21 protein-coding genes are annotated in these 19,938 nt (G+C 45.8%); 14 read left to right on the plus strand and 7 right to left on the minus strand.

Annotated elements, in window-relative coordinates:
* The first annotated feature begins 1 nt into the window (after nucleotide 1).
* From EDF88_RS19815 to EDF88_RS19835, 5 genes are read left to right on the plus strand one after another with little or no spacing between them, the layout of a single operon-like run.
* Complete coding sequence (locus EDF88_RS19815; protein WP_064512014.1) at nucleotides 2-991, plus strand: glycosyltransferase; 990 nt, start codon at nucleotides 2-4, stop codon at nucleotides 989-991.
* A 9-nt stretch (nucleotides 992-1,000) separates the two neighbouring features.
* A complete protein-coding gene (locus EDF88_RS19820; protein ID WP_134186695.1) occupies nucleotides 1,001-2,212 on the plus strand; it encodes a glycosyltransferase family 4 protein in 1,212 nt (403 codons plus the stop codon).
* 1 nt (nucleotide 2,213) lies between these two features.
* A complete protein-coding gene (locus tag EDF88_RS19825) occupies nucleotides 2,214-3,326 on the plus strand; it encodes a glycosyltransferase family 4 protein (RefSeq protein WP_134186697.1) in 1,113 nt (370 codons plus the stop codon).
* 2 nt (nucleotides 3,327-3,328) lie between these two features.
* Entirely contained in the window at nucleotides 3,329-3,736 is a 408-nt protein-coding gene (locus tag EDF88_RS19830) for a hypothetical protein (protein WP_064512011.1), read from the plus strand.
* Nucleotides 3,737-3,774: 38 nt separating this feature from the next.
* Nucleotides 3,775-5,166 (plus strand): DUF4832 domain-containing protein, encoded by a 1,392-nt coding sequence (locus EDF88_RS19835; protein ID WP_134186699.1) that lies wholly within the window; start codon nucleotides 3,775-3,777, stop codon nucleotides 5,164-5,166.
* 107 nt (nucleotides 5,167-5,273) lie between these two features.
* Here EDF88_RS19835 and galE read toward each other — a convergent pair whose 3' ends face one another.
* The 4 genes from galE to yecR form a co-directional block, all read right to left on the minus strand.
* Complete coding sequence (galE, locus tag EDF88_RS19840) at nucleotides 5,274-6,290, minus strand: UDP-glucose 4-epimerase GalE (protein WP_134186701.1); 1,017 nt, start codon at nucleotides 6,288-6,290, stop codon at nucleotides 5,274-5,276.
* 105 nt (nucleotides 6,291-6,395) lie between these two features.
* Nucleotides 6,396-7,319: a hypothetical protein gene (locus tag EDF88_RS19845; RefSeq protein ID WP_134186703.1), complete on the minus strand. Its 924-nt coding sequence runs from the start codon at nucleotides 7,317-7,319 to the stop codon at nucleotides 6,396-6,398.
* Between the two features lie 289 nt (nucleotides 7,320-7,608).
* The gene (ftnA, locus tag EDF88_RS19850; RefSeq protein WP_134186705.1) at nucleotides 7,609-8,106 is read right to left on the minus strand and encodes a non-heme ferritin; all 498 of its coding nucleotides are present in this window, start codon (nucleotides 8,104-8,106) and stop codon (nucleotides 7,609-7,611) included.
* Between the two features lie 228 nt (nucleotides 8,107-8,334).
* Entirely contained in the window at nucleotides 8,335-8,628 is a 294-nt protein-coding gene (gene yecR, locus EDF88_RS19855) for a YecR family lipoprotein (RefSeq protein WP_342446873.1), read from the minus strand.
* A gap of 392 nt (nucleotides 8,629-9,020) precedes the next feature.
* On the opposite strand from yecR, the gene EDF88_RS19860 reads away from it, so the two are divergent.
* Together EDF88_RS19860 and EDF88_RS19865 are read left to right on the plus strand one after the other, a co-directional pair.
* Complete coding sequence (locus EDF88_RS19860; RefSeq protein ID WP_134186707.1) at nucleotides 9,021-10,175, plus strand: methyl-accepting chemotaxis protein; 1,155 nt, start codon at nucleotides 9,021-9,023, stop codon at nucleotides 10,173-10,175.
* Between the two features lie 162 nt (nucleotides 10,176-10,337).
* Nucleotides 10,338-10,976 (plus strand): RpiB/LacA/LacB family sugar-phosphate isomerase, encoded by a 639-nt coding sequence (locus tag EDF88_RS19865; protein ID WP_034455054.1) that lies wholly within the window; start codon nucleotides 10,338-10,340, stop codon nucleotides 10,974-10,976.
* A gap of 77 nt (nucleotides 10,977-11,053) precedes the next feature.
* On the opposite strand, the gene EDF88_RS19870 is transcribed toward EDF88_RS19865, so the two are convergent.
* Complete coding sequence (locus EDF88_RS19870) at nucleotides 11,054-11,320, minus strand: hypothetical protein (protein WP_134186709.1); 267 nt, start codon at nucleotides 11,318-11,320, stop codon at nucleotides 11,054-11,056.
* Nucleotides 11,321-11,374: 54 nt separating this feature from the next.
* On the minus strand, nucleotides 11,375-12,793 hold the full coding sequence (locus tag EDF88_RS19875; RefSeq protein WP_134186711.1) for an MFS transporter: 1,419 nt from the start codon (nucleotides 12,791-12,793) through the stop codon (nucleotides 11,375-11,377).
* A 216-nt stretch (nucleotides 12,794-13,009) separates the two neighbouring features.
* Here EDF88_RS19875 and azuC point away from each other — a divergent pair, with 216 nt between their 5' ends.
* The 6 genes from azuC to EDF88_RS19905 all read left to right on the plus strand — a co-directional run bounded on the left by azuC (nucleotide 13,010) and on the right by EDF88_RS19905 (nucleotide 18,727).
* Nucleotides 13,010-13,093, plus strand: coding sequence for a stress response protein AzuC (gene azuC / locus EDF88_RS19880; RefSeq protein ID WP_115628089.1), 84 nt, complete (start codon nucleotides 13,010-13,012; stop codon nucleotides 13,091-13,093).
* Nucleotides 13,094-13,294: 201 nt separating this feature from the next.
* Nucleotides 13,295-14,887: an ABC transporter substrate-binding protein gene (locus tag EDF88_RS19885; RefSeq protein WP_134186713.1), complete on the plus strand. Its 1,593-nt coding sequence runs from the start codon at nucleotides 13,295-13,297 to the stop codon at nucleotides 14,885-14,887.
* A 96-nt stretch (nucleotides 14,888-14,983) separates the two neighbouring features.
* Nucleotides 14,984-15,937 (plus strand): ABC transporter permease, encoded by a 954-nt coding sequence (locus EDF88_RS19890; RefSeq protein ID WP_064512001.1) that lies wholly within the window; start codon nucleotides 14,984-14,986, stop codon nucleotides 15,935-15,937.
* Between the two features lie 4 nt (nucleotides 15,938-15,941).
* Nucleotides 15,942-16,787, plus strand: a complete 846-nt coding sequence (locus tag EDF88_RS19895; RefSeq protein ID WP_064512000.1) for an ABC transporter permease — start codon at nucleotides 15,942-15,944, stop codon at nucleotides 16,785-16,787.
* Nucleotides 16,780-17,763, plus strand: coding sequence for an ABC transporter ATP-binding protein (locus tag EDF88_RS19900; RefSeq protein WP_134186715.1), 984 nt, complete (start codon nucleotides 16,780-16,782; stop codon nucleotides 17,761-17,763). The genes EDF88_RS19895 and EDF88_RS19900 overlap by 8 nt, the downstream gene beginning before the upstream one ends.
* Entirely contained in the window at nucleotides 17,750-18,727 is a 978-nt protein-coding gene (locus EDF88_RS19905) for an ABC transporter ATP-binding protein (protein ID WP_134186717.1), read from the plus strand. The genes EDF88_RS19900 and EDF88_RS19905 overlap by 14 nt, the downstream gene beginning before the upstream one ends.
* 16 nt (nucleotides 18,728-18,743) lie before the next feature.
* On the opposite strand, the gene EDF88_RS19910 is transcribed toward EDF88_RS19905, so the two are convergent.
* A complete protein-coding gene (locus EDF88_RS19910; RefSeq protein ID WP_134186719.1) occupies nucleotides 18,744-19,316 on the minus strand; it encodes a sugar O-acetyltransferase in 573 nt (190 codons plus the stop codon).
* A 170-nt stretch (nucleotides 19,317-19,486) separates the two neighbouring features.
* Here EDF88_RS19910 and EDF88_RS19915 point away from each other — a divergent pair, with 170 nt between their 5' ends.
* Nucleotides 19,487-19,738 (plus strand): DUF2766 family protein, encoded by a 252-nt coding sequence (locus EDF88_RS19915; protein WP_034496127.1) that lies wholly within the window; start codon nucleotides 19,487-19,489, stop codon nucleotides 19,736-19,738.
* The last annotated feature ends 200 nt before the right edge of the window (nucleotides 19,739-19,938 follow it).

Here is a 19,938-nt window from a genome sequence, read left to right on the forward strand (position 1 = left end):
TATGGCTAATAAACCGTTTATTACAGTGAGTATTAAAACCCTTAACGAAGCCGAGTGCATCGAGAAAACCATCGATAGTATCCAACAGCAGATTGCTGATTATCCGCATAAGATCATCGTGGCTGATAGTTTATCGACCGATAACACTCAACAATTAGCAAGCGCTAAAGGCGTGACCGTGGTGTCTTTAACGCAGCCTGCGGATCGTTGCTGTGGAGTGGGGCATCAACTAGGTTATCTGTATAGCGAGGGTCAATATCTGTTGTTAATGGATGGCGATATGGAACTGGAAAAAGGGTTTATTGATAGTGCAGTTACATTTCTTGAGGCACACCCAGAATACGCGGGCGTTGCGGGTACCGTTGAAATGGATGATGCAGCAAATTATGAGTTCAAGTCACGCAAGCAACGACTACATGAAATATATCCGATAGGTGATTGCGATCATTTAGGGGGGGGAGGTTTATACCGTCGCGTGGCAATTGAAAAAATTGGTTATCTTACCAACCGTAATCTGCATGCCTTTGAAGAGGCAGAGCTCGGGATGCGTTTATTACATGCCGGTTATAAACTCCATCGCCTTGATGTTCCTTATTTCAGTCACACCTCACATAACATGCCGACATTCAAATTAATAATGTACCGTTGGCGAAGTGGTTATAACCAGGCAACAGGTGAGTTACTACGCAGTGCATGGGGGAGACCCTATCTGAGTCACGTTCTTAGAATGGTCAAAAACGAGATTATTTTTTCCATCTATATGTTTTTGCTGTTGGTTTCGATATTGACATTTAATGCTGAAATTATTGGTGTAGCGCTACTGCCATTACTTGCATTTATTATCCTGAAAGCGATTAAAAATCGCTCATTAATTAACGGGTTGCATAGTGTAATAAATTTAGCCGTGCTCTCTGCTGGGTTAGTCAAAGGGCTGACTCATCCAGTACGAGATCCTATGGTTCCACCCGATAGCAAAGTTATTCATGAATAGGCGGCCATGATGAAAATATTACTGGTAAATAAATTTTTCTACATCAAAGGCGGCGCGGAAACAGTTTATTTTCAAGAACGCGATATGCTGAAGCAGGCTGGTATCGAAGTTATTGATTTCTCTATGCAACATGAGAAAAATTTCCCCTCAGATTACGCAGAATATTTTGTCAGTAATGTTGATTATCATAAAAGCAGTAACTTATTGGGCGGGGTTAAAACAGCTGTAAATTTCATTCATAATGCTGAAGCATGCAAGAAAATGAAAGCGTTACTGGAGAAAGAGCGCCCGGATATTGTTCATTTTCATAATATCTATCATCAGCTAACGCCTGCAATTATAAAAGTTGCCCGTGATTTTGGTTGTAAAACGGTGTTAACTGCACACGACTACAAAATTGCTTGTCCATCATACGCGATGTTGCGCGATGGCAAGGTGTGTGATGCTTGTATCAACGGTGCCGTCTATAACGCATTCAAATATCGTTGCTATGAAGGCTCGGCATTTAAGAGTTTATTAATTTCTTTAGAAGCAACCTGGCAATATATTGCAAAAAATTATCAGGCCATTGACGTTATTATCTCCCCTAGTGAGTTTTTGCGGGGGGTGATAAAGCACACATTACCCAATTCGCGCATTGACGTTATTGTTAATGGCATTGATGACAGCCAACCATTTGACAATATAGAAGATAGAGGCTATTTGCTTTTTGTTGGTCGCATCAGCCCTGAAAAAGGAATTGAAACCTTGGCTCAAGCGCATCAGATGATGCGTAATAAAATACCACTAAAAATTGTCGGCCATGGTCCTATCTACAATGAATTGATTGAGAAGTATCCCGATGCTGAGTTTCTTGGTTTTGTACATCAGGGTGAAGAATTAGACAATCTGATAAAGCACGCGCGAGCGATTATTGTGCCTTCGGAATGTAATGAAAATTGCTCAATGTCAGTACTTGAAGCCATGTCTTTTGCTCGGCCAATCGTTGGGTCACGCATTGGCGGAATACCTGAACAAATCCGTGATGGTGTCGATGGGGCATTATTCGAACCAGGAAATGCGCAACAGCTTGCCGATATACTTGACGATTTGGCAATTAATCCAGAAAAAGCCCAACGCATGGGTCTAAATGCCCATGATCGCCTTTGCGGTAAATATGCAATGCGCGATCATCTTCAGGCATTACTGAATTTGTATCAAGAACTGTTAAGTAAGTCATAATATGACCAGAAAAATTACGGTTCTGGGCACTCGTGGAATTCCTGATGTACTAGGCGGGGTAGAAACGCATTGCCAAAATCTCTATCCCGCAATCAAACAACAATTTGATATCGATATCTGTGTTATTGCTCGTGCTCCTTATGTCGATTACCGTCATTCGCAATATAAAAATATCGAAACCCGCGCACTGTGGGCACCGAAAAAACTTTCTTTAGAAGCCATTGCCCATTCAGTTTTAGCGGCATTTTGCACCGTGTTTGATAAATCATCAATTGTTCATGTTCATGCCATTGGCCCTGGGCTTGTCGTGCCGTTACTACGTTTGCTGGGCAAGAAAGTAGTATTTACTCATCATGGCCCTGACTATGAGCGCCAGAAATGGGGATACATTGCAAAACAGGCTTTACTGATTGGCGAAAAACTTGCCGTTAATTATGCCAATGAAGTCATTGTTATTTCCGAGGTTATTAATCAGCTAATCCAAAAAAAACATCGGCGTATGGATGCACATTTAATCCATAACGGGGTTAATATTCCGGAACCGCTGGCAGCAGAAACCATTAGTAAAACACTGGGTCGGTACGCGTTAAAACCTAAGAACTATCTTGTAGCGGTAGGGCGTTTTGTGGAAGAAAAAGGGTTACACGATTTGATTACTGCCTATCATAAATCTGGCGTCTCAGAGACATTAGTATTGGTTGGTGATGCAGATCATCCTTCTGACTACAGTATGCAGCTGAAGCAATTAGCGATAAAAACACCGAATGTTATTTTGACCGGTTTCTTAAAAGGTGATGCACTGAAGGCAGTCTTTTCCCAGGCTAAGCTGTTTATAATGCCTTCGTATCACGAGGGATTGCCGATAGCATTGCTTGAAGCAATGTCGTACTCACTGCCTGCGGTAGTCAGTGATATTCCGGCGAATTTGGAAGTAGGATTGCCAGCTGAAGCCTATTTTAAAGTCGGCAATGTGGCTGATTTAGCCGAAAAAATTAAGGCAAGAGTAGTACTCAACAGTACCGATTACAGTGACTTCCTGCGAAATTATGACTGGCTTGAAATTGCCAGAAAAACAGTCAAAGTGTACCACTCAATAAACAAATCAATAGGTTAAAATTGAGCAATTCAACCAGACGCCCACTCGTACTTGATCGTTTTTATGAAGTGCTTGATGAGGAAACCCAGGCACAACTGACTGCTGAACAAAAGCAGGATATAGAAGATGCAATAGTTTCAGTCACGTTGTCGTCACGTCATCGCATCGATGTCCGCAAGAGCTTCCCATTTTTTGGCAGGCGCTATTATCTGGTCTTTTTGTTAGGGCGAGATTTCCGCAAGCGACTACGCAAAGAATCCACACTGGTGCGCATCGTCGTGACGATTTTGATCCTTTCAGGCTTGCTGTTCGCAACGCTCTGCGTGTTACTCACGCTATATATGATTAAGTCTGCCGTAGGCATTGATCTCATTCATGATTTCCATGTTGGGATTTGGGACTGGTGGCTCAGTCTGAGGAACAAATAGCTTTTGGCTCATTAACCCTCTACGGATAACGGAGTCTCATGAATATTAAAACTTTTATAGCGTTGATGTGCATGGTCGTTCCGGGAGCCGTACTGGCTGAGTCGATGACAGTCGTTACACCTAAGGCACTCTCAGGCCCACTCACTAACCCAGGCATGGGCATCGCCAGTTTTCACCAGGGTTACGGCGAGCAACACACTGAGGCCGATTACCCGAATCCCGGCATTGAATACGAACGCTTCTACTGGAGCGAGCTTGAACCGGTTGAAGGGCAATTTAACTACGCATTGGTTGACGACGCTTTTAAATTCGCAGCGATGCACACGCCCGCGATGAACGTCGGGCTGCGCTTTATGGCCCTCGATGGCCCGGAAAGCGGTTCAAAAATCCCTGACTGGTTGATTAAAAAAGTTAAGGGCGTATGGACTTCAGACGGAAAAACCTTCGTCCCCAATCTCGATGACCCAGTATTTCTGCAATACAGCCAGCGCCTGCTCAATGCTTTCGGCAAGCACTACGATGGAAATGAAAACCTGGCATACCTTGATATCGGCATGGTGGGGTCGTGGGGAGAGTGGCACAACAGCAATTTCCCCTCACTTAAACCGCTCGATAAACGCTACACACCAGCGCAATTAGAACAGTACGTCAGAATGCATTTTACCGCGTTTCCAAAAACACCGAAAATTATGCTGATTGCCGGTGGCGACAACCTGGTCAGCGCCGTGAAGCAGGGGGCAGGCTGGCGGGCTGATTGTTTGGGTGACTGGCGTAACTTTTCGGCAACCTGGAATCTGATGGAAGATGATTATCCGCAGCGCTTAGAGGCGGCTCAAGCTGCGTATTCCGGTTTCAATGATGGCTGGAAACGAGCACCTGTGAGTTTCGAAATCTGCGGGTACATGCCGGAGTGGAAAACCGAGCAACATTACAGTCTTACCGAAGTGCAACGCACATTTGACTGGGCCATCGCACAACACGCCAGTACGATTAATTTGAAGTCACGGGCGGTGCCAAAAGAGTATCGCGGCATTGTCGACCAGGCGCTGACCAGGCTTGGTTATCGTTTTCGTTTAGTCTCATTGAGCCATAATTCTGCTGTCGCGAAAGGTGGTGTTCTGACGCTTAATAGTCAGTGGGCAAATGACGGTATCGCACCCATTTACCTGAAATACAACGTGACATGGCGTGTGGTCAACGAGTTGAACAAAGTCATTGCTCAGGGGAAAACCAGTGATGATATTCGCACCTGGTTACCCGGAAAGCGGCCAATCGCATATCAACTGCCAATACCTGGGACGGTGGCTGATGGGCAGTATTATATCGAAGTGGCAATACTGGATGGGACGGGGAAATCGAGAATTAATCTGGCTAACGAAGGGAAACGTAGTGATAGCTGGTATCGGATTTCTAAGTTAAATGTTCAGTGATTAATTGGCTCTGAGTCTGTCAAGACAGACTCAGAGTGTAAATACCCGTCATACTTCAAGCGGCATATGCGTTGGCAATACTTGGTCCATTCGCGGGCCTCGCCATACTAAGAGCTGTAACCATTCGGATTATTTTTCTGCCAGTTCCAGGTATCACGCATCATTTCATCAATCGTTCGCGTGGCCTGCCATCCCAATGTTTGTTTTGCTAAAGATGAATCTGACCAGCATTCCGCAATATCACCGGCCCTGCGTTCCACAATCTTATAGTTAATCTTAGTCTGAGATGTTTTTTCAAATGCCTCAATGAGATCAATGACGGAATAACCCACGCCAGTACCCAGATTTATCGCTTTAAAAGATGCACCCTCATTTTGATGATCCAATGCCGCCAGATGACCACTTGCTAAGTCCAGCACATGGATATAATCGCGAACGCCTGTGCCATCAGGTGTAGGGTAATCATTGCCATATACCGACAGACACTTCAGTTTGCCGATTGCCACTTGTGAAATATAGGGAACCAGATTATTTGGAATACCGTTAGGATCTTCGCCAATTCGCCCCGATTGATGAGCGCCAACCGGATTGAAATAGCGCAAACAGGTAATGCGAAACTCCGGTTGTGCGAGGGAGAAATCACGCAGAATCTGCTCAACCATAAGTTTGGATGTGCCATAAGGGTTTGTGGTGCCGCCAGTCTGGCAATCTTCGCTCAACGGCACTTTTTCGGGATTCCCATAGACGGTTGCCGATGAACTGAAGATGAGGCTATTTACACCGGCATTTAGCATCTCACTAAGTAACACTATTGTGCCAGTAACATTATTCTCATAATATTCCAGTGGTTTTTTAATTGATTCACCAACAGATTTTAAACCAGCAAAATGAATCACATCAGTAATCGAATGTTTTGAAAAAATAGTTCTCAAAATATTCTTATCTAAAACATTAGCAACATAGAGAGTGGGTTTTTTTCCTGTTAACTCTGTAACCCGGACTAATGATTCTTGAGATGAGTTAGAAAGATTATCGATAACGATGACGTCATCACCTCTTTCAAGCAAAGCCAATACAGTATGGGAGCCTATATAGCCAGCACCACCGGTTACAAGAATTGCCATAATATCTCCAGATAAATATTACAAAACTAGTGTGGTATTAGGTGCTTAATTTACTGTCAACGATTGAAAACGTAGCACCGGTCGACGGGTTTTTCTTATGTGTATTCAGGCAAACGATTTTTTACGGTATTTAACCCAAGCCTTAAATAAAACCTTTTTTAAAGGAGATAAAAGGCTGAATACCCAATTTTTGGTGTCATAAACAAGATGGTTGTTCGAAAAATTTAACGTGTGAATACCTGCGCTTTGGTTGATTTCAGGTGTGACATGTGCCGCCAGTTTCTCCTCAAAAATCAGTGGATTGATGGTGATTAATTCTTTGATAAAAATGGATTTTCCGTAAGAGTCAGATGTGCATTCTTGAGTGAGGATATATTTCTTATCATTGATAAAATAAGAAGCACCGGCCCCTCGGTGATGGTGGTTGCACAGTTTTAAAGACGGGTTTATTTTTTTCCACTCACCGAGTATTTGATCTGCAGTGTGAATAACCATCTCATTGTTAAGTGTGGTAGAAATGAGGTAACAGGTATTCTCTAAGGTGAAGAATATATTATCGGTAAATTCAGCGTCAGAAATTAGCACCTTCACCTTTTTCCAGCGAGTGGGAAACTCAGTGGATTGGAAGAGTATCACTTCTTTTCGCTCTGAAGACTCCGGAATCATAAACAGATTATCGTTTAGATAAAAAAGATAAGGGAAGGATAAATGGCACTTTAAATCATCAAACCCTTCTAGTTTGATATCTTGAATCTCATTAAGATTTTCGTCAAGAACCCGACATCTGAGAATGCCTTTAGAATTTAGAAAGCTAAGTGCTTCATAGAAAAGGTAGATTTTATTATCTTTCTCTATAATAAAAGGATCTGCCTGGAAGGTATATTTTTTCTTAAGTAATTTTGCTTGTGAATTATTTAAAATATCCAGAGTATTTTCAGGAAAAGAATGGGAGCTATTTTTGATGATCATGATATCCCATGATTCATGGAAAAATAATTTTCTAATTAATTTATTGTTTTTACTTAACATTTTATCATATTGTCCATATTAGTTATTGCAAGTAACAGGAAAAACATGACGCTTATTATTATAAATAATGCTTAACAATCGATGTGTGGAGCAGCTCATTGCACCAGCAAGTAGCCATAGAAAACTGACATGAGAAGGTGCTGAATTGGAGTATAGACGCTTAACAGATATCCGCCACAGAGTAAGGTTTTTAGCAGAAAAGTGATTATCAGGGATTACTGAAGGGAGAGGGGGAGTTTTAGTTAAGGAGAACCGGCAAGTACAAAATATACTTGCCGGAAATATTTTATTAAGCTTGAGTATCGAGGGTAGAAAGCTCTTTATCTACGAAATAGAGACCTTCGCCGCTTTTTCCAACCAGGCTTAATTTATCCAGTACGGACTTGAACAACTTCTCTTCTTCATGCTGTTCAGAAACATACCATTGCAGGAAGTTGAAAGTTGGATAGTCCTGAGATGTCATCGCAGCATGAGCCAATTCATTAATCTTGCGAGTAATTAATTGCTCATGTTCGTAAGTAGCGTTGAACAGGTTATCTAAAGATGAGTAGTCATTGTCTGGTGCCGGGACTGCATTAATGCGTGGCAAACTTCCAGTGTCAGTCAGGTAAGCAAACAGACGCTGCATATGCTCCATCTCTTCCTGAGCATGGCGACGCAAGAAAGCAGCAGCCCCTTCAAAGCTATGGTAGCTGCACCAGGCACTCATTTGTTGATAAAGCAGGGAGGAATAAAGCTCAAGATTCATTTGTTCGTTAAGTTTTTCGATCATTTCAGCTTTTAGCATGGTGCGCTCCACAAGAATGTATATTTAACAATGTCGCTACTTTAATTTTATTATTTCTATAATGCAAAGGAATTGTTAATTATATTATTGTAATGAGAATGGTTGTTAATATTATTTCTTTTTTATAATTAATTCGTTCTGAAAATAAGAATTATTACTGTTTATTTATGGGTCAGAAGATAAATCTTAGCTAACCCTAATTTTAATGACGTTAAGGTGATTGTTCTATTATTGAACAACACTCTCATCTTTCAGATACCGCTCCATTCCCACTCCGCGACACTGGTACTCAAGCGTTACTTTTTGGCTCAGGCACACAGAGCCACTGGTCACGCTACAGGTTTTGATTGGCTCTCCGTAAGGATATGCGGCGATATAACCCCACTGCTGGCATTGGTGGCTGGCTGCTGATTGCGCAACATAAGTATCCACTTTCGCCGTTTGTAATGGCGCAAGGTCAAATCCCAGACGAACCACACCCACCACTTCACTACTTTTTACGGGCACAGGCGTTTTATTCACCGTACATCCAGCTAATAACGCCGTGGTTAAAATTAAATAAACAGTTTTCATTATTCTGATGCTCGAATGACTTTTTAATGATTTTAGCACGCACAAAAATGAAAAATGACCAACAGCATAAAGCTGTTTAATTTCAATTAGGGCGAAGTAAATGGATTTTCCTAACATAAATTTTGGGGCTTAATAATGGTGAGAATGGGCATCACCAATATTTGTGGGGTGATTAAATTTTGATCACAACTGCCATCAAGTTTGGCTGAATCGTGCCGACAATACTGGTAATGCACGGTCTACTCTCAGTATTGGTATACAAAAACCGAATAAACGGAGCTGAGGTGACTACAGCTGGTGCAGGAAAGACTTTTTATTATTTCACCAGGAAAATACAAAACATGAAGTTTATTCGTAATATCAAAATCCGCGTCATGGTGGTGCTGATACTGATCTTCTCGTCAGTGGCGTGGCTCGGTGTTTCCGGGCTGGCGCTGTGGTTTTTACATGATTTGCAACAAAACCTGGTACTGAATGCGCAACAAGAAATGTGGATCGGTATCGTTCGTTTCTTGCTCGGGGCTTCGGTGTTAGCAAGCATTGCCATTACGTTGGTAACCGAGCGCTATCTTTATTTCTGCCTGGTGAAGCCGGTCGAGAACATTCGCGCACATATGCATATTCTTGCGCGTGGTGAACTCGAAACCCAATTACCTGATTTAGGCAGTAACTGCATTGGTTTGATGGTTTCACCGATCCAAAAAATGCAGTCGAATTGGGAAAAAGCCGTTTCCAACATTCGTTCCAGCGCTCACACCATTCGCGGAAATGCCACGGAAGTGGCTGAGGTGAACAACGAATTGTCTTCTCGTTCTGAGCAACTCGCCGCAGCGTTAGAAGAAACGACTGCCAGCATGGAGCAATTGAGTAGCACGGTTACGCTGAATGCTGAAAATGCCAGCCACGCGAGCGTACTTGCAAAAAATGCGACTAAGACGGCAGTAAACGGCGGGGAGTCGGTAAAAAAAGTGATGACCACGATGGAGACGATAACCAGCAGCTCTCATAAAATTGTCGATATCACCACCGTGATTAACAGCATCTCCTTCCAGACCAATATTCTGGCGTTGAATGCTGCAGTTGAAGCCGCTCGGGCCGGTGAGCAAGGGCGAGGTTTTGCAGTAGTAGCAAGTGAGGTACGTAATCTCGCTCAACGTAGTGCAGTGGCGGCGAAAGAGATAGAAACCTTGCTCAAAGAGTCCGTTGATAACATTCATACTGGTTCTGAACAGGTGAAGAAAGCGGGTGAAGCGATGGGGGAGATTCTGAATGCGGTCACTCAAGTGAACAATATTATGGGCGATATTGCCAATGCGTCGGGTGAGCAGAGCCAGGGTATTGGGCAGGTAGGGGTTGCAGTAAGACAGATGGATGCGGTCACGCAGCAAAACGTCAATCTGGTTCATCAATCTGCACTTTCGTCAGTGGAACTGGAAAAACAAGCGCACCAGCTTAACGATATTGTGTCGATGTTTCGCATCGCTAAACCCGGCTGAAAATGTGGGAATACTCTCAGTTGAACACAGAAGTGTGAGCGCACCTTAATTTTTTAAAACAAAATTTCATTAAATTTGAAAGTGTGTTTGTGAGCTAGTATCGTTAGTGCATACCAAAGCTATTCACCACGGAAAATCCCGTGACCCAATCAGGAGACGGAAATGAAAATAGCACTGATGATGGAAAACAGTCAGGCTGGCAAAAATGCAATCATTCTTAATGAGTTGCAAGCGGTTGCTGCTGAGAAAGAGTACCCGGTTTACAACGTAGGTATGAGCGATGAGCAGGATCACCACCTGACCTACATCCACCTCGGTATTATGGCCAGTATCCTGTTGAACTCTAAAGCTGTAGATTTCGTTGTGACCGGTTGCGGCACAGGTCAGGGCGCAATGATGTCTCTGAACATCCACCCAGGTGTGGTTTGTGGCTACTGCCTGGACCCTGCTGATGCATTCCTGTTCTCACAAATCAACAACGGTAATGCGTTGTCACTGGCATTCGCTAAAGGCTTCGGCTGGGGCGCTGAGCTCAACGTTCGTTACATGTTTGAAAAAGCATTTACTGGCCGTAAAGGCGAAGGCTACCCGATTGAGCGTAAAGAACCACAGGTTCGTAACGCCGGTATCCTGAACCAGGTTAAAGCTGCAGTTGTTAAAGAAAACTACCTGGACACCCTGCGTTCTATCGACCGTGAACTAGTGAAAACCGCTGTGACCGGCGAACGCTTCCAGAAATGTTTCTTCGAAAACTGTCAGAACAAAGAGATTGAAGCATTCGTACGCGAAATCCTTGCTTAATCTCTTTTAGCCATGCTTACGGCCAGCCTTTGCTGGCCGTATTTTTTGTGCCAACACCGCTTTAACTCGTGGCGCTTTTAGCGCCATCCTTCGATTCGCCCGCTAAAATGTGGAACTGGCTCTTGCGGCCACCTTTGATGTTCGGCAGCCATATGCTGCTCATCCCAATGTTTACTGTTTATTCCTTGCTCCGGCATTATTTCCGGCCAGTCTTGCTGCACAGCACTGGTTTTTGGATAAGGGTTATGCAAAGAAGGGTTGGTAAGAGGTTGGATCTCAACAGCAAGAGCTTGAGACCCTATCAGCGATAACATCATCAGTAAGAATATCGATAAGCGTTTCATAGTGGCCTCACACACCTGACCTATAGTTAAGTGTAATTGAGGCCAGCGACCGGGTTAGTGTTTTTTCGACACACAGCTACCCGCATTGTGTGGTAAACGCAGCAGATCAAACAAACCTACCAGGCAAATGAGCGTAATCATCACAAAAGAAATCTTGATAGAAATGCCTGGGATTGCAGTTAAATCGAGCCACTGACTGACTTTCTCCCCCAGACGAATCCCTATCGCACCAAGCGTAATTCCCAGCCCTACAGAAAGCTGTGTGGCGGTACTAAATAGCGTGTTGGCGTAGCTCATTTGCGTGGATGGCACATCTGAAAAGGCGAGGGTGCTTATGCCCGTAAACTGCATCGAACGGAACATCCCGCCAAAGAAGAGTATTGCTATGGTCGCCCATGCTGCGGTGTGCGGAGTAAGAAACGCACAAGCCAGCAGAGAAGCGACGTTCAGAAGGCCATTAATAATGAGTAATTTCTTGAACCCTAATGCGCGAATTAACGATGTCGTTGCAGGTTTCATCGCGAGATTTCCGGCGAAGACTGCCAATACCAGTAAGCCCGAATGAAAAGCATCCATTCCGAAACCAACCTGGAATAGCAACGGCAATAAAAAAGGGACCGCGCTGATGGAGGTACGAAATAAAGAGCCCCCGTACATCGTCACACCAAAGGTCTGTACCTTTAAAGCATCAAGGCGAATCATCGGGTGCTTAGCGTGTTTAAAGTGCCACAGTGAGAACCACAGCGCCGCTGCACCTAATACCAGCAAGCTCACAGTTGGCAGCACCTTAATTTGCGATTGCCCAAGCATTTCCAGGCCGTACACCAGGCTAATCATTGCCACCGCAGTGCCGGTAAAGCCAATGCCGTCAAACGGGCGGCGGTCATCATCATGAATATCGGGAATCAATCGCCACGCCAGCGCCATGGCAATTAACCCAAGTGGTAAGTTGATATAGAAAATCCAACGCCACGACGCGTAGCTGGTGATAAATCCGCCCAGAGGAGGGCCAATAATAGGAGCAACCAGCGCGGGCCAGGTGAGGGTGGCAATCGCGGTGATCAGTAAATGCTTAGGGGTTGTACGCAGCACAGCCAACCGCCCGACTGGCACCATTAGCGCACCACCGATCCCCTGTAAAATGCGCATCGCGACAAACTGCTCAATCGTATTGGCCATGCCGCACAGTACCGAGGCGAAGGTGAAGATCCCTAGTGCCAGGGTGAAAACTTTACGTGCGCCAAATCGGTCCGCAATCCAGCCGCTGGCGGGTATCAATACCGCCAGAGTCAGCAAGTAGGCACTCATACCGATATTCAGATCAACGGCATCAACACCAAAAGTTCGGGCCATTTCCGGCAGCGCGGTGGCAATGACCGTCCCATCGAGAAATTCCATAAAAAAAGCGCCAGCGACCAGGAGTGCCATTCCTGAAATGCCACGCTTTGCTGCCGGAGAAGGGGAGTTAGTCATGAGTGAAATTCAAAATTAAAATAATGTTTTAAAAAATTGTTGAGTCAATTAACCAGTTAAGTCGTGGATATGCAAGCCATTTTGTGTGACGAAGATGTAAAATCCACACTGAAAATGTGTGATGCGCATCACAAAACTATTGATTTATGTGACGGATGTCTTATTATTAGCCCCATAACAAGCAACACCTGCAAAACAAAAAAACTGGAGCACACAATGAAAATGCGCAAAATCCTGAAAAGCATGTTCGAGCAATACTGCAAGACTTTTAAAGATGTACCGCCGGCTGGCATGTTTTAATCTGCCCGCTTGAAAAAAAACCTGCTGCGGCAGGTTTTTTTATGTCTGAAATTTGCCTTTTTACCCACGATATTAATCTTTATATCCACAATTTCTTCTTTAGCACTATTTCGCATAACGTTATGCGTTTTACACTTATTTACATTGTGGGTATGGCTGGTGCACTATGCGGTCTCTAATTGAGATGGAGTCCGTGAATAAATGCGTAAACCCCTGTTGTTATCTGCGCTGTTTGCCTCTTTGGCCCTGGCCCTTTCTGGCTGTGATAATGCAAAAACTGAAACTGCGGCTGCTCCTGCACCGGCTAAACAAGCAGCCCAGGATGGCGGCAATTTAATTGTTGGCGTGACCACCGGCGATCCGCTAGCGATGAACCCACTGTATGCCAGCGACCGTACTACGCTGACTATCATGCAGACGCTATACGCACCGCTTTATAGCTTCAATGGCGATAAAATTGAATGGGCTCTGGCAGAGAGTCTTACGCCTTCAGAAGATAACCTCTCATACATCTTAAAACTCAAACCGAATTTGAAATGGCAAGACGGCAAGCCTATTACCGCAGGCGATGTGGTGTTCACTTTCAACAAATTGCTTGATGAGAAACAGCACAGCTTCTTCCGCAGCATGTTTGTGTACGGCGATAAGCCAATTCAGGTCAGCAAAATTGATGACCTGACCGTGAAATTTACTCTGCCACAGGTGAGTGCTGCGTTTGTAGGCACCCTGGTACAGATTTACCCAATCCCAGAACATGTGTTTGCTAATGACAGTGACGATCTGGAAAAGAGTACCAAAAACGATGCTCCAGTCGGTTCAGGCCCGTTCAAATTCAAAGAATATCGCGCCGGGCAGTATTACTCGCTGACACGCTTTGATGATTACTGGAACGGCAAGCCGAAGCTTGAGACTGTGACTTACCGTTTCGCTAAAGACAGCAACTCTGCCAATCTTGCGCTGCAAAACGGCGAAATCAATATGAAGATGATTGACCCTCAGGATGTCAATCGTTTGAAAAATAGCGGTAAATTTGACTTCGTTATCTACCCGGAAGGGCGTCTGGCATATATGACGTTTAACCAGAATATTGACAGTATGAAGAACAAGGCACTGCGTCAGGCCATTGCTTATGCCATCAATAAAGATGAACTGGTTCAGGCTGCATTCTCTTCGCTGGAATATGCGCAACCTGCCGCATCTATTCTGACGCCAGACACGCTGTATCAGACCAACGATGTTGAAACCTACAAGTACGATGTTGAAAAAGCGAAAGCATTGTTGAAAGAAGCGGGCACGCCTGCCGATCTGAAACTGCGCCTCGCCTACATCAATAGCAATAAAACTCAGGAAAGCATGGGGCTGTATATTCAGCAGCAGCTGAAAAACGTGGGTATTGCGGTTGAGCTGATGCCACTGGATGCTAACGCCATGTCGCAACGCAGCCTGGATATGAAAAATACCTCTTATGAGCTGAGTCTGGGTGGCTACATCATGGGTATGGAACCTGATGGCTATAAGTCTTTGTACCTGAGCAACGAAGCTTATAACTATGCCCACTACAAGAACCCAGCGTTCGATGCGTTGTGGAACCAGGGCGCAACTGAAACTGACAAAACCAAACGTGCTGAAATCTATAAGCAAATCCAGCAGACCGTTGCAAACGACATGGCATGGTACCCAATTGCTTATACCAATGCGGTTGTTGCGGTAGATAAACGTTTTGCCGGAACCAAAGAGGCTGAACCTAAGCCTGTTTATATGTTCCAGGATTGGTCGAAGATCTATCAACAATAATGAACACACTGCCCTGAGGTAGTCGTAGGGTGGGTAACGCAAGCTACTCGCCCTACAGTTTTCCCCCTTCTGGGGGCTTATTTTTTGGAAAGCAGTATGAACAATGTGTTAGTCCGACGCCTGGCCCAACTGGTGCCGATGCTGTTCTTCATCTCGCTGGTGTCGTTTTTGCTGGTCAAACTTGCTCCCGGCGACCCGGTGCAGGCTTATATTACTCCGCGTATGAGCCCGGAGGATATCGAGCGTATCCGCCACAGCCTGGGGCTAGATAAGCCCATGTTTATGCAATACCTGTTGTGGCTAAAAAACGTGCTGCAAGGGGATTTGGGCTACTCACTGATTTACCATCGCCCTGTGTTAACTATGATTGCCGAGCGCATTCCTGCAACTCTTGGCCTGATGGGTGCATCACTAGTTCTGGCTATGGTGTTGGCTATCCCGCTGGGTTTAGTGGCAGGCGCTTACAAACACCGCTGGCTTGATCACTTCCTGAATATGTTTGCCTATATTGGTATTTCGGTGCCTATCTTCTGGTTTGGTATTTTGCTGATAACCGTGTTTTCGGTGCAGCTAAACTGGTTGCCGAGTATGGGCATGCGAACAATTGGTATGGAAGACTCGTGGCTTGATGTGGTTCGTCACGGTATTTTACCGTGCATTGCACTGAGTTTTTATAACCTCTCCAATTACGTGCGTTACATCCGCTCCAACACCATTACGCAGTTGTCGGCTGATTATGTGCAAACGCAGCTGGCATACGGTGCTACACGTCGTTCAATCCTATTCCGCCATGTCCTTAAAAACGTGCTGCTGCCGGTTATCACACTCTTTGGTATCTCCTTTGGCGAGCTGGTGGTGGGGGCGTACGTGACTGAAAGCGTCTTCTCCTGGCCAGGTATGGGCCTATTGGGGATTCAGTCGATAACTTCTCTGGATTACCCGTTAATCATGGCGATGATCATGCTTTCTTCAACGATGCTTATCGTCGGCAATTTATTGGCTGACATGTTATATCGCGTGGCAGACCCGCGCATTAAGGCGTTGAGGTAAGACGATGAGTAGACGTTGGCAACAAGTTAAACATGGCCTGAAACGTAATCGTCCAGCTCAATTATCACTTCTGGTTCTGGTCGTTTTCAGCATTGCAGCATTACTGGCAACATTCAGTCCCTGGGACCCAAACCAGATGTCACTGACCGCAAGGCTCACACCACCGGATGCGCAACACTGGTTCGGAACTGATGACTACGGACGTGACTATTTCACTCGCGCTTTATACGGCGGCCAGATTTCGTTAATGGTCGGTTTTCTGGCAATGATATTTTCAACGTTGATTGGCACGCTGGTAGGCACTGTCAGCGGCTATTTTGGTGGGCGAATCGATAACCTGATGATGCGGGTAGTCGATATTTTGATGTCGATCCCAGCCTTTTTCCTGCTGTTGGTATTGAACGCATACCTGAAGCCCGGCATTGCCAATATCATCCTGATTATCAGTGCATTGACCTGGATGAATATGTCGCGCCTGGTGCGGGCTGAAACCTTGTCGGTGAAAGAGCGTGAGTATGTGGTGTACGCCCGCGCGTGTGGTGAGCATCCGTTAATCATTATTGCGCGCCATATCATCCCGAATATTTTGCCGACCATTATGGTTGCGGCAACGCTGAATATAGCCTCAGCAATTCTGATGGAGTCGACGCTGAGCTTCCTCGGACTTGGTGTGCAGCAGCCAAATGCCTCATGGGGAAGCATGCTCAACAATGCGCAATCCTTTATTGGTGAAGCAACATGGCTTGCGATGTTCCCGGGTGTCCTTATTTTGCTGACGGTGCTGAGTTTTAACGTATTGGGCGATGTATTACGTACTGCCTTTGAGCCCGGAGCTAACCGCGATGAATAACTTACTGGAACTCGATAACCTGCAAACGTCCTTCTTCACCCGCGAAGGGGAAGTCAAGGCGGTGCGCGGTGTAAGCTTTGCAGTCAAACGCGGTGAAGTGGTAGGGATTGTTGGTGAATCAGGTTGCGGCAAGAGTGTTACCTGTAAATCAGTGCTCAAACTGTTGGGTAGCAACGGTAAAGTTGTAGGCGGCCATGTCCATTTTATGGGCGAAGATTTAGCCCGTAAAACTCCCGAACAAATGCGCCATATTCGTGGCAACGATATTGCCATGATCTTCCAGGATCCCATGACGGCACTTAACCCGGTGCTGACTATTGGCAAGCAGATGAGCGAAATCCTGATACGCAATCAGAACCTCAGCAAAAAAGCGGCCAAAGAAAAGTCGATTGCCATGTTGCAGCAGGTGGGGATTGGTAATGCGGAGCAGCGTTACAACCAGTATCCGCACGAGTTCAGTGGCGGTATGCGCCAGCGCGTGATGATTGCTATTGCACTCTCATGCCACCCGGCGTTACTGATTGCCGACGAGCCAACAACTGCACTGGATGTCACCATTCAGGCGCAGATTTTACGCCTGCTAAAACAACTACAACAGCAAACCAACACCGCAATTATGCTCATCACGCACGATCTTGGGGTCGTAGCCCAGGTTTGTTCACGTGTGGTGGTGATGTACGGTGGGCTTGTGATGGAGCAGGGGAGCGTGGAGGATATTTTCTACCGTCCAGCGCACCCTTATACCCGCGGGCTTTTGGCATCATTGCCGCGCCCAGGCGAGGCAAGCGCTCGTTTGTCACCTATCGAAGGCTCGCCACCAGGGTTACTCAACCCACCTCCTGGTTGCCCGTTTGCAGAACGTTGCCCGCAGCGCATGGATCGTTGTAGCAGCCTGCCTCCGATGTACCAAACCGGAGAGGGTCATCAGGCAATGTGCTGGTTATGGGATTCGGAGGTGAACAATGCAGGACGTTAAGCCATTAGTCCGTGTAAAGGGCTTACGCAAATATTTCCATAGCCAACAGGGATGGTTTAATAAAACGCCACCGGTGAAAGCTGTCGATGGCGTGAGTTTCGATATCTATCCAGGTGAAACCTACGGGCTGGTTGGCGAGTCTGGGTGCGGGAAATCAACACTTGGGCGCAGCGTCCTGCGCCTGTTTGATATTACCGATGGCGAAATTGAGTTTGCAGGCCAGGACATTGCAAAGATGAGCGACAAGCAACTTAAACCGTTGCGCCGTCGCATGCAGGCAATTTTTCAGGACCCATACTCATCGCTTAACCCGGGCATGACTGTCGCGCAATTAATTGCCGAGCCGATGAAAATCCATGGTTATGGTAAACAACAGCGCGAAACCCGCACACTTGAACTGCTGGAAAAAGTGGGGTTAAAAGCGGAACACTTAAACCGCTTCCCGCATGAGTTTAGCGGTGGCCAGCGGCAGCGTATAAGTATTGCCCGAGCTCTGTCAGTAAACCCTGAGTTTGTGCTTTGCGACGAACCACTGTCGGCACTGGATGTATCCGTGCAGGCGCAGGTGGTCAATATCTTGCAGGATTTGCAGCAGGCATTGGGGCTGACATATCTGTTTATTGCACACGACCTGTCCATGGTGCGCCATATTTCAGACCGAATTGGTGTGATGTATCTTGGCACTCTGGTTGAGGAAGCACCGGCTGAAACTCTATATACAGAGCCTGCGCATCCCTATACCAGGGCACTTCTTGCCTCAATCCCGGTGGCCGATCCGCATGTGCAAATGCTTGATCAAGGTGGCATTAAAGGCGAATTACCAAGTGCCATGAGCGACTGGCCAGGTTGCAAATTCTGCAATCGCTGCCCAAGGGCGATGGATAAATGCCAAAGCCAAAGCCCGGTGATGCAAGAGATTTCACCTGGGCATCGGGTTGCGTGTTGGTTGTTTGAAAACTCGTGATTAATAGCGGGGGAGCTTATTCAAGCTCCCGCACTACTTTGCATGGCTGCCCCATTGCCAGCACACCCGCTGGGATATCTTTGCTGACAATGCTTCCCGCGCCAATCGTGGTGTTATCACCAATCGTCACGCCCGGTAAAATAACCACATTGCCGCCAATCCAGACATTGCTGCCAACAACAATCGGTTTGGCGCTGGTCAGAAATGGATAATCGGGATCTCCGGTCAGGCGCTCTTTCGCCGACAATGGATGAACAGGGGTGTAGAACTGAACATTTGGCCCCACCAACGTGTTATCGCCAATCGTCACGGTATTGCAGTCAAGAAACACCACATTGGTATTAATAAAACAGTTACGGCCAATGGTGACGTGCTTTCCATAGTCACACCAGAACGGCAATTCAATCCAACTTTCATCACCAAAACCACCCAGCATTTCACGCAGCAGCGTAAGTTTGGTTTCAAAGTCATGAGAATCCAGCTGTGCCAATTGTTTGGTTACCGCCCGTGCGTTGTGATACATCCAGAGCAATTCAGGATCTCGGGTGTTGTAATGCAAACCCGCCAGCAATTTTTCATGTTCTGTCATTGTTCTGCCTTTATGTTTATTGGCAGCATTCTAATCGTGTGACCATAAAAATACTGTTGTAAAAGCCACAAAATTCGCTGCGCGAATAAAGTAATGTAATGTCGATTACCGATACCGTTTCAGCGTGCAGAAATGTACTATGTCGCCCATTGTGAAACAGGAGAGAAATGATGTCTGAACAATTATCTGCCGACCAGGAACTGGTTTCCGATGTGGTGGCATGCCAGCTGGTGATTAAGCAAATTCTGGATGTAATTGATGTGATTGCACCGGTAGAAGTGCGCGAAAAAATGGCTAATCAATTAAAGACCATTGATTTCGCCACTCATCCGGCAGCGGCAGATCCGGTGACCCGCCGCGCAATTCAGAAAGCGATTAGCTTGATTGAGTTGAAGTTTACGCCACAGAACGAAGCGCATTAATTTCATCCGTTAAATACCCTAATAATTCAAGTTGCATCGCGGCGGCAAGAGAACAAATCCCGATGAGCTTACTAAAGTAAGTGATTATTCGGCCCGTCCGTGGGCCTCACCCCTTCGGGGCGCTGTAAACAGCGTTCAAATCTGCTCCTGCAGATTTGTCGGGTGAGTGAATGCAGCCAACAAAGAGGCAACTTGAAGTA

Origin of the sequence: Buttiauxella sp. BIGb0552 (assembly GCF_004366275.1) — a bacterium.
Lineage (GTDB): Bacteria > Pseudomonadota > Gammaproteobacteria > Enterobacterales > Enterobacteriaceae > Buttiauxella > Buttiauxella gaviniae.

What these genes read in the sequence shown, in the direction of transcription:
- EDF88_RS19915 (WP_034496127.1), top strand. Translation starts at nt 19,487, where the DNA reads ATGTCTGAACAATTATCTGCCGACCAGGAACTGGTTTCCGATGTGGTG.
- EDF88_RS19845 (WP_134186703.1), bottom strand. Translation starts at nt 7,319, where the DNA reads ATGTTAAGTAAAAACAATAAATTAATTAGAAAATTATTTTTCCATGAA.
- EDF88_RS19905 (WP_134186717.1), top strand. Translation starts at nt 17,750, where the DNA reads ATGCAGGACGTTAAGCCATTAGTCCGTGTAAAGGGCTTACGCAAATAT.
- EDF88_RS19835 (WP_134186699.1), top strand. Translation starts at nt 3,775, where the DNA reads ATGAATATTAAAACTTTTATAGCGTTGATGTGCATGGTCGTTCCGGGA.
- EDF88_RS19895 (WP_064512000.1), top strand. Translation starts at nt 15,942, where the DNA reads ATGAGTAGACGTTGGCAACAAGTTAAACATGGCCTGAAACGTAATCGT.
- EDF88_RS19875 (WP_134186711.1), bottom strand. Translation starts at nt 12,793, where the DNA reads ATGACTAACTCCCCTTCTCCGGCAGCAAAGCGTGGCATTTCAGGAATG.
- EDF88_RS19890 (WP_064512001.1), top strand. Translation starts at nt 14,984, where the DNA reads ATGAACAATGTGTTAGTCCGACGCCTGGCCCAACTGGTGCCGATGCTG.
- EDF88_RS19860 (WP_134186707.1), top strand. Translation starts at nt 9,021, where the DNA reads ATGAAGTTTATTCGTAATATCAAAATCCGCGTCATGGTGGTGCTGATA.
- EDF88_RS19885 (WP_134186713.1), top strand. Translation starts at nt 13,295, where the DNA reads ATGCGTAAACCCCTGTTGTTATCTGCGCTGTTTGCCTCTTTGGCCCTG.
- EDF88_RS19820 (WP_134186695.1), top strand. Translation starts at nt 1,001, where the DNA reads ATGAAAATATTACTGGTAAATAAATTTTTCTACATCAAAGGCGGCGCG.
- galE (WP_134186701.1), bottom strand. Translation starts at nt 6,290, where the DNA reads ATGGCAATTCTTGTAACCGGTGGTGCTGGCTATATAGGCTCCCATACT.
- EDF88_RS19815 (WP_064512014.1), top strand. Translation starts at nt 2, where the DNA reads ATGGCTAATAAACCGTTTATTACAGTGAGTATTAAAACCCTTAACGAA.
- EDF88_RS19870 (WP_134186709.1), bottom strand. Translation starts at nt 11,320, where the DNA reads ATGAAACGCTTATCGATATTCTTACTGATGATGTTATCGCTGATAGGG.
- EDF88_RS19865 (WP_034455054.1), top strand. Translation starts at nt 10,338, where the DNA reads ATGAAAATAGCACTGATGATGGAAAACAGTCAGGCTGGCAAAAATGCA.
- EDF88_RS19825 (WP_134186697.1), top strand. Translation starts at nt 2,214, where the DNA reads ATGACCAGAAAAATTACGGTTCTGGGCACTCGTGGAATTCCTGATGTA.
- EDF88_RS19900 (WP_134186715.1), top strand. Translation starts at nt 16,780, where the DNA reads ATGAATAACTTACTGGAACTCGATAACCTGCAAACGTCCTTCTTCACC.
- azuC (WP_115628089.1), top strand. Translation starts at nt 13,010, where the DNA reads ATGAAAATGCGCAAAATCCTGAAAAGCATGTTCGAGCAATACTGCAAG.
- ftnA (WP_134186705.1), bottom strand. Translation starts at nt 8,106, where the DNA reads ATGCTAAAAGCTGAAATGATCGAAAAACTTAACGAACAAATGAATCTT.
- EDF88_RS19910 (WP_134186719.1), bottom strand. Translation starts at nt 19,316, where the DNA reads ATGACAGAACATGAAAAATTGCTGGCGGGTTTGCATTACAACACCCGA.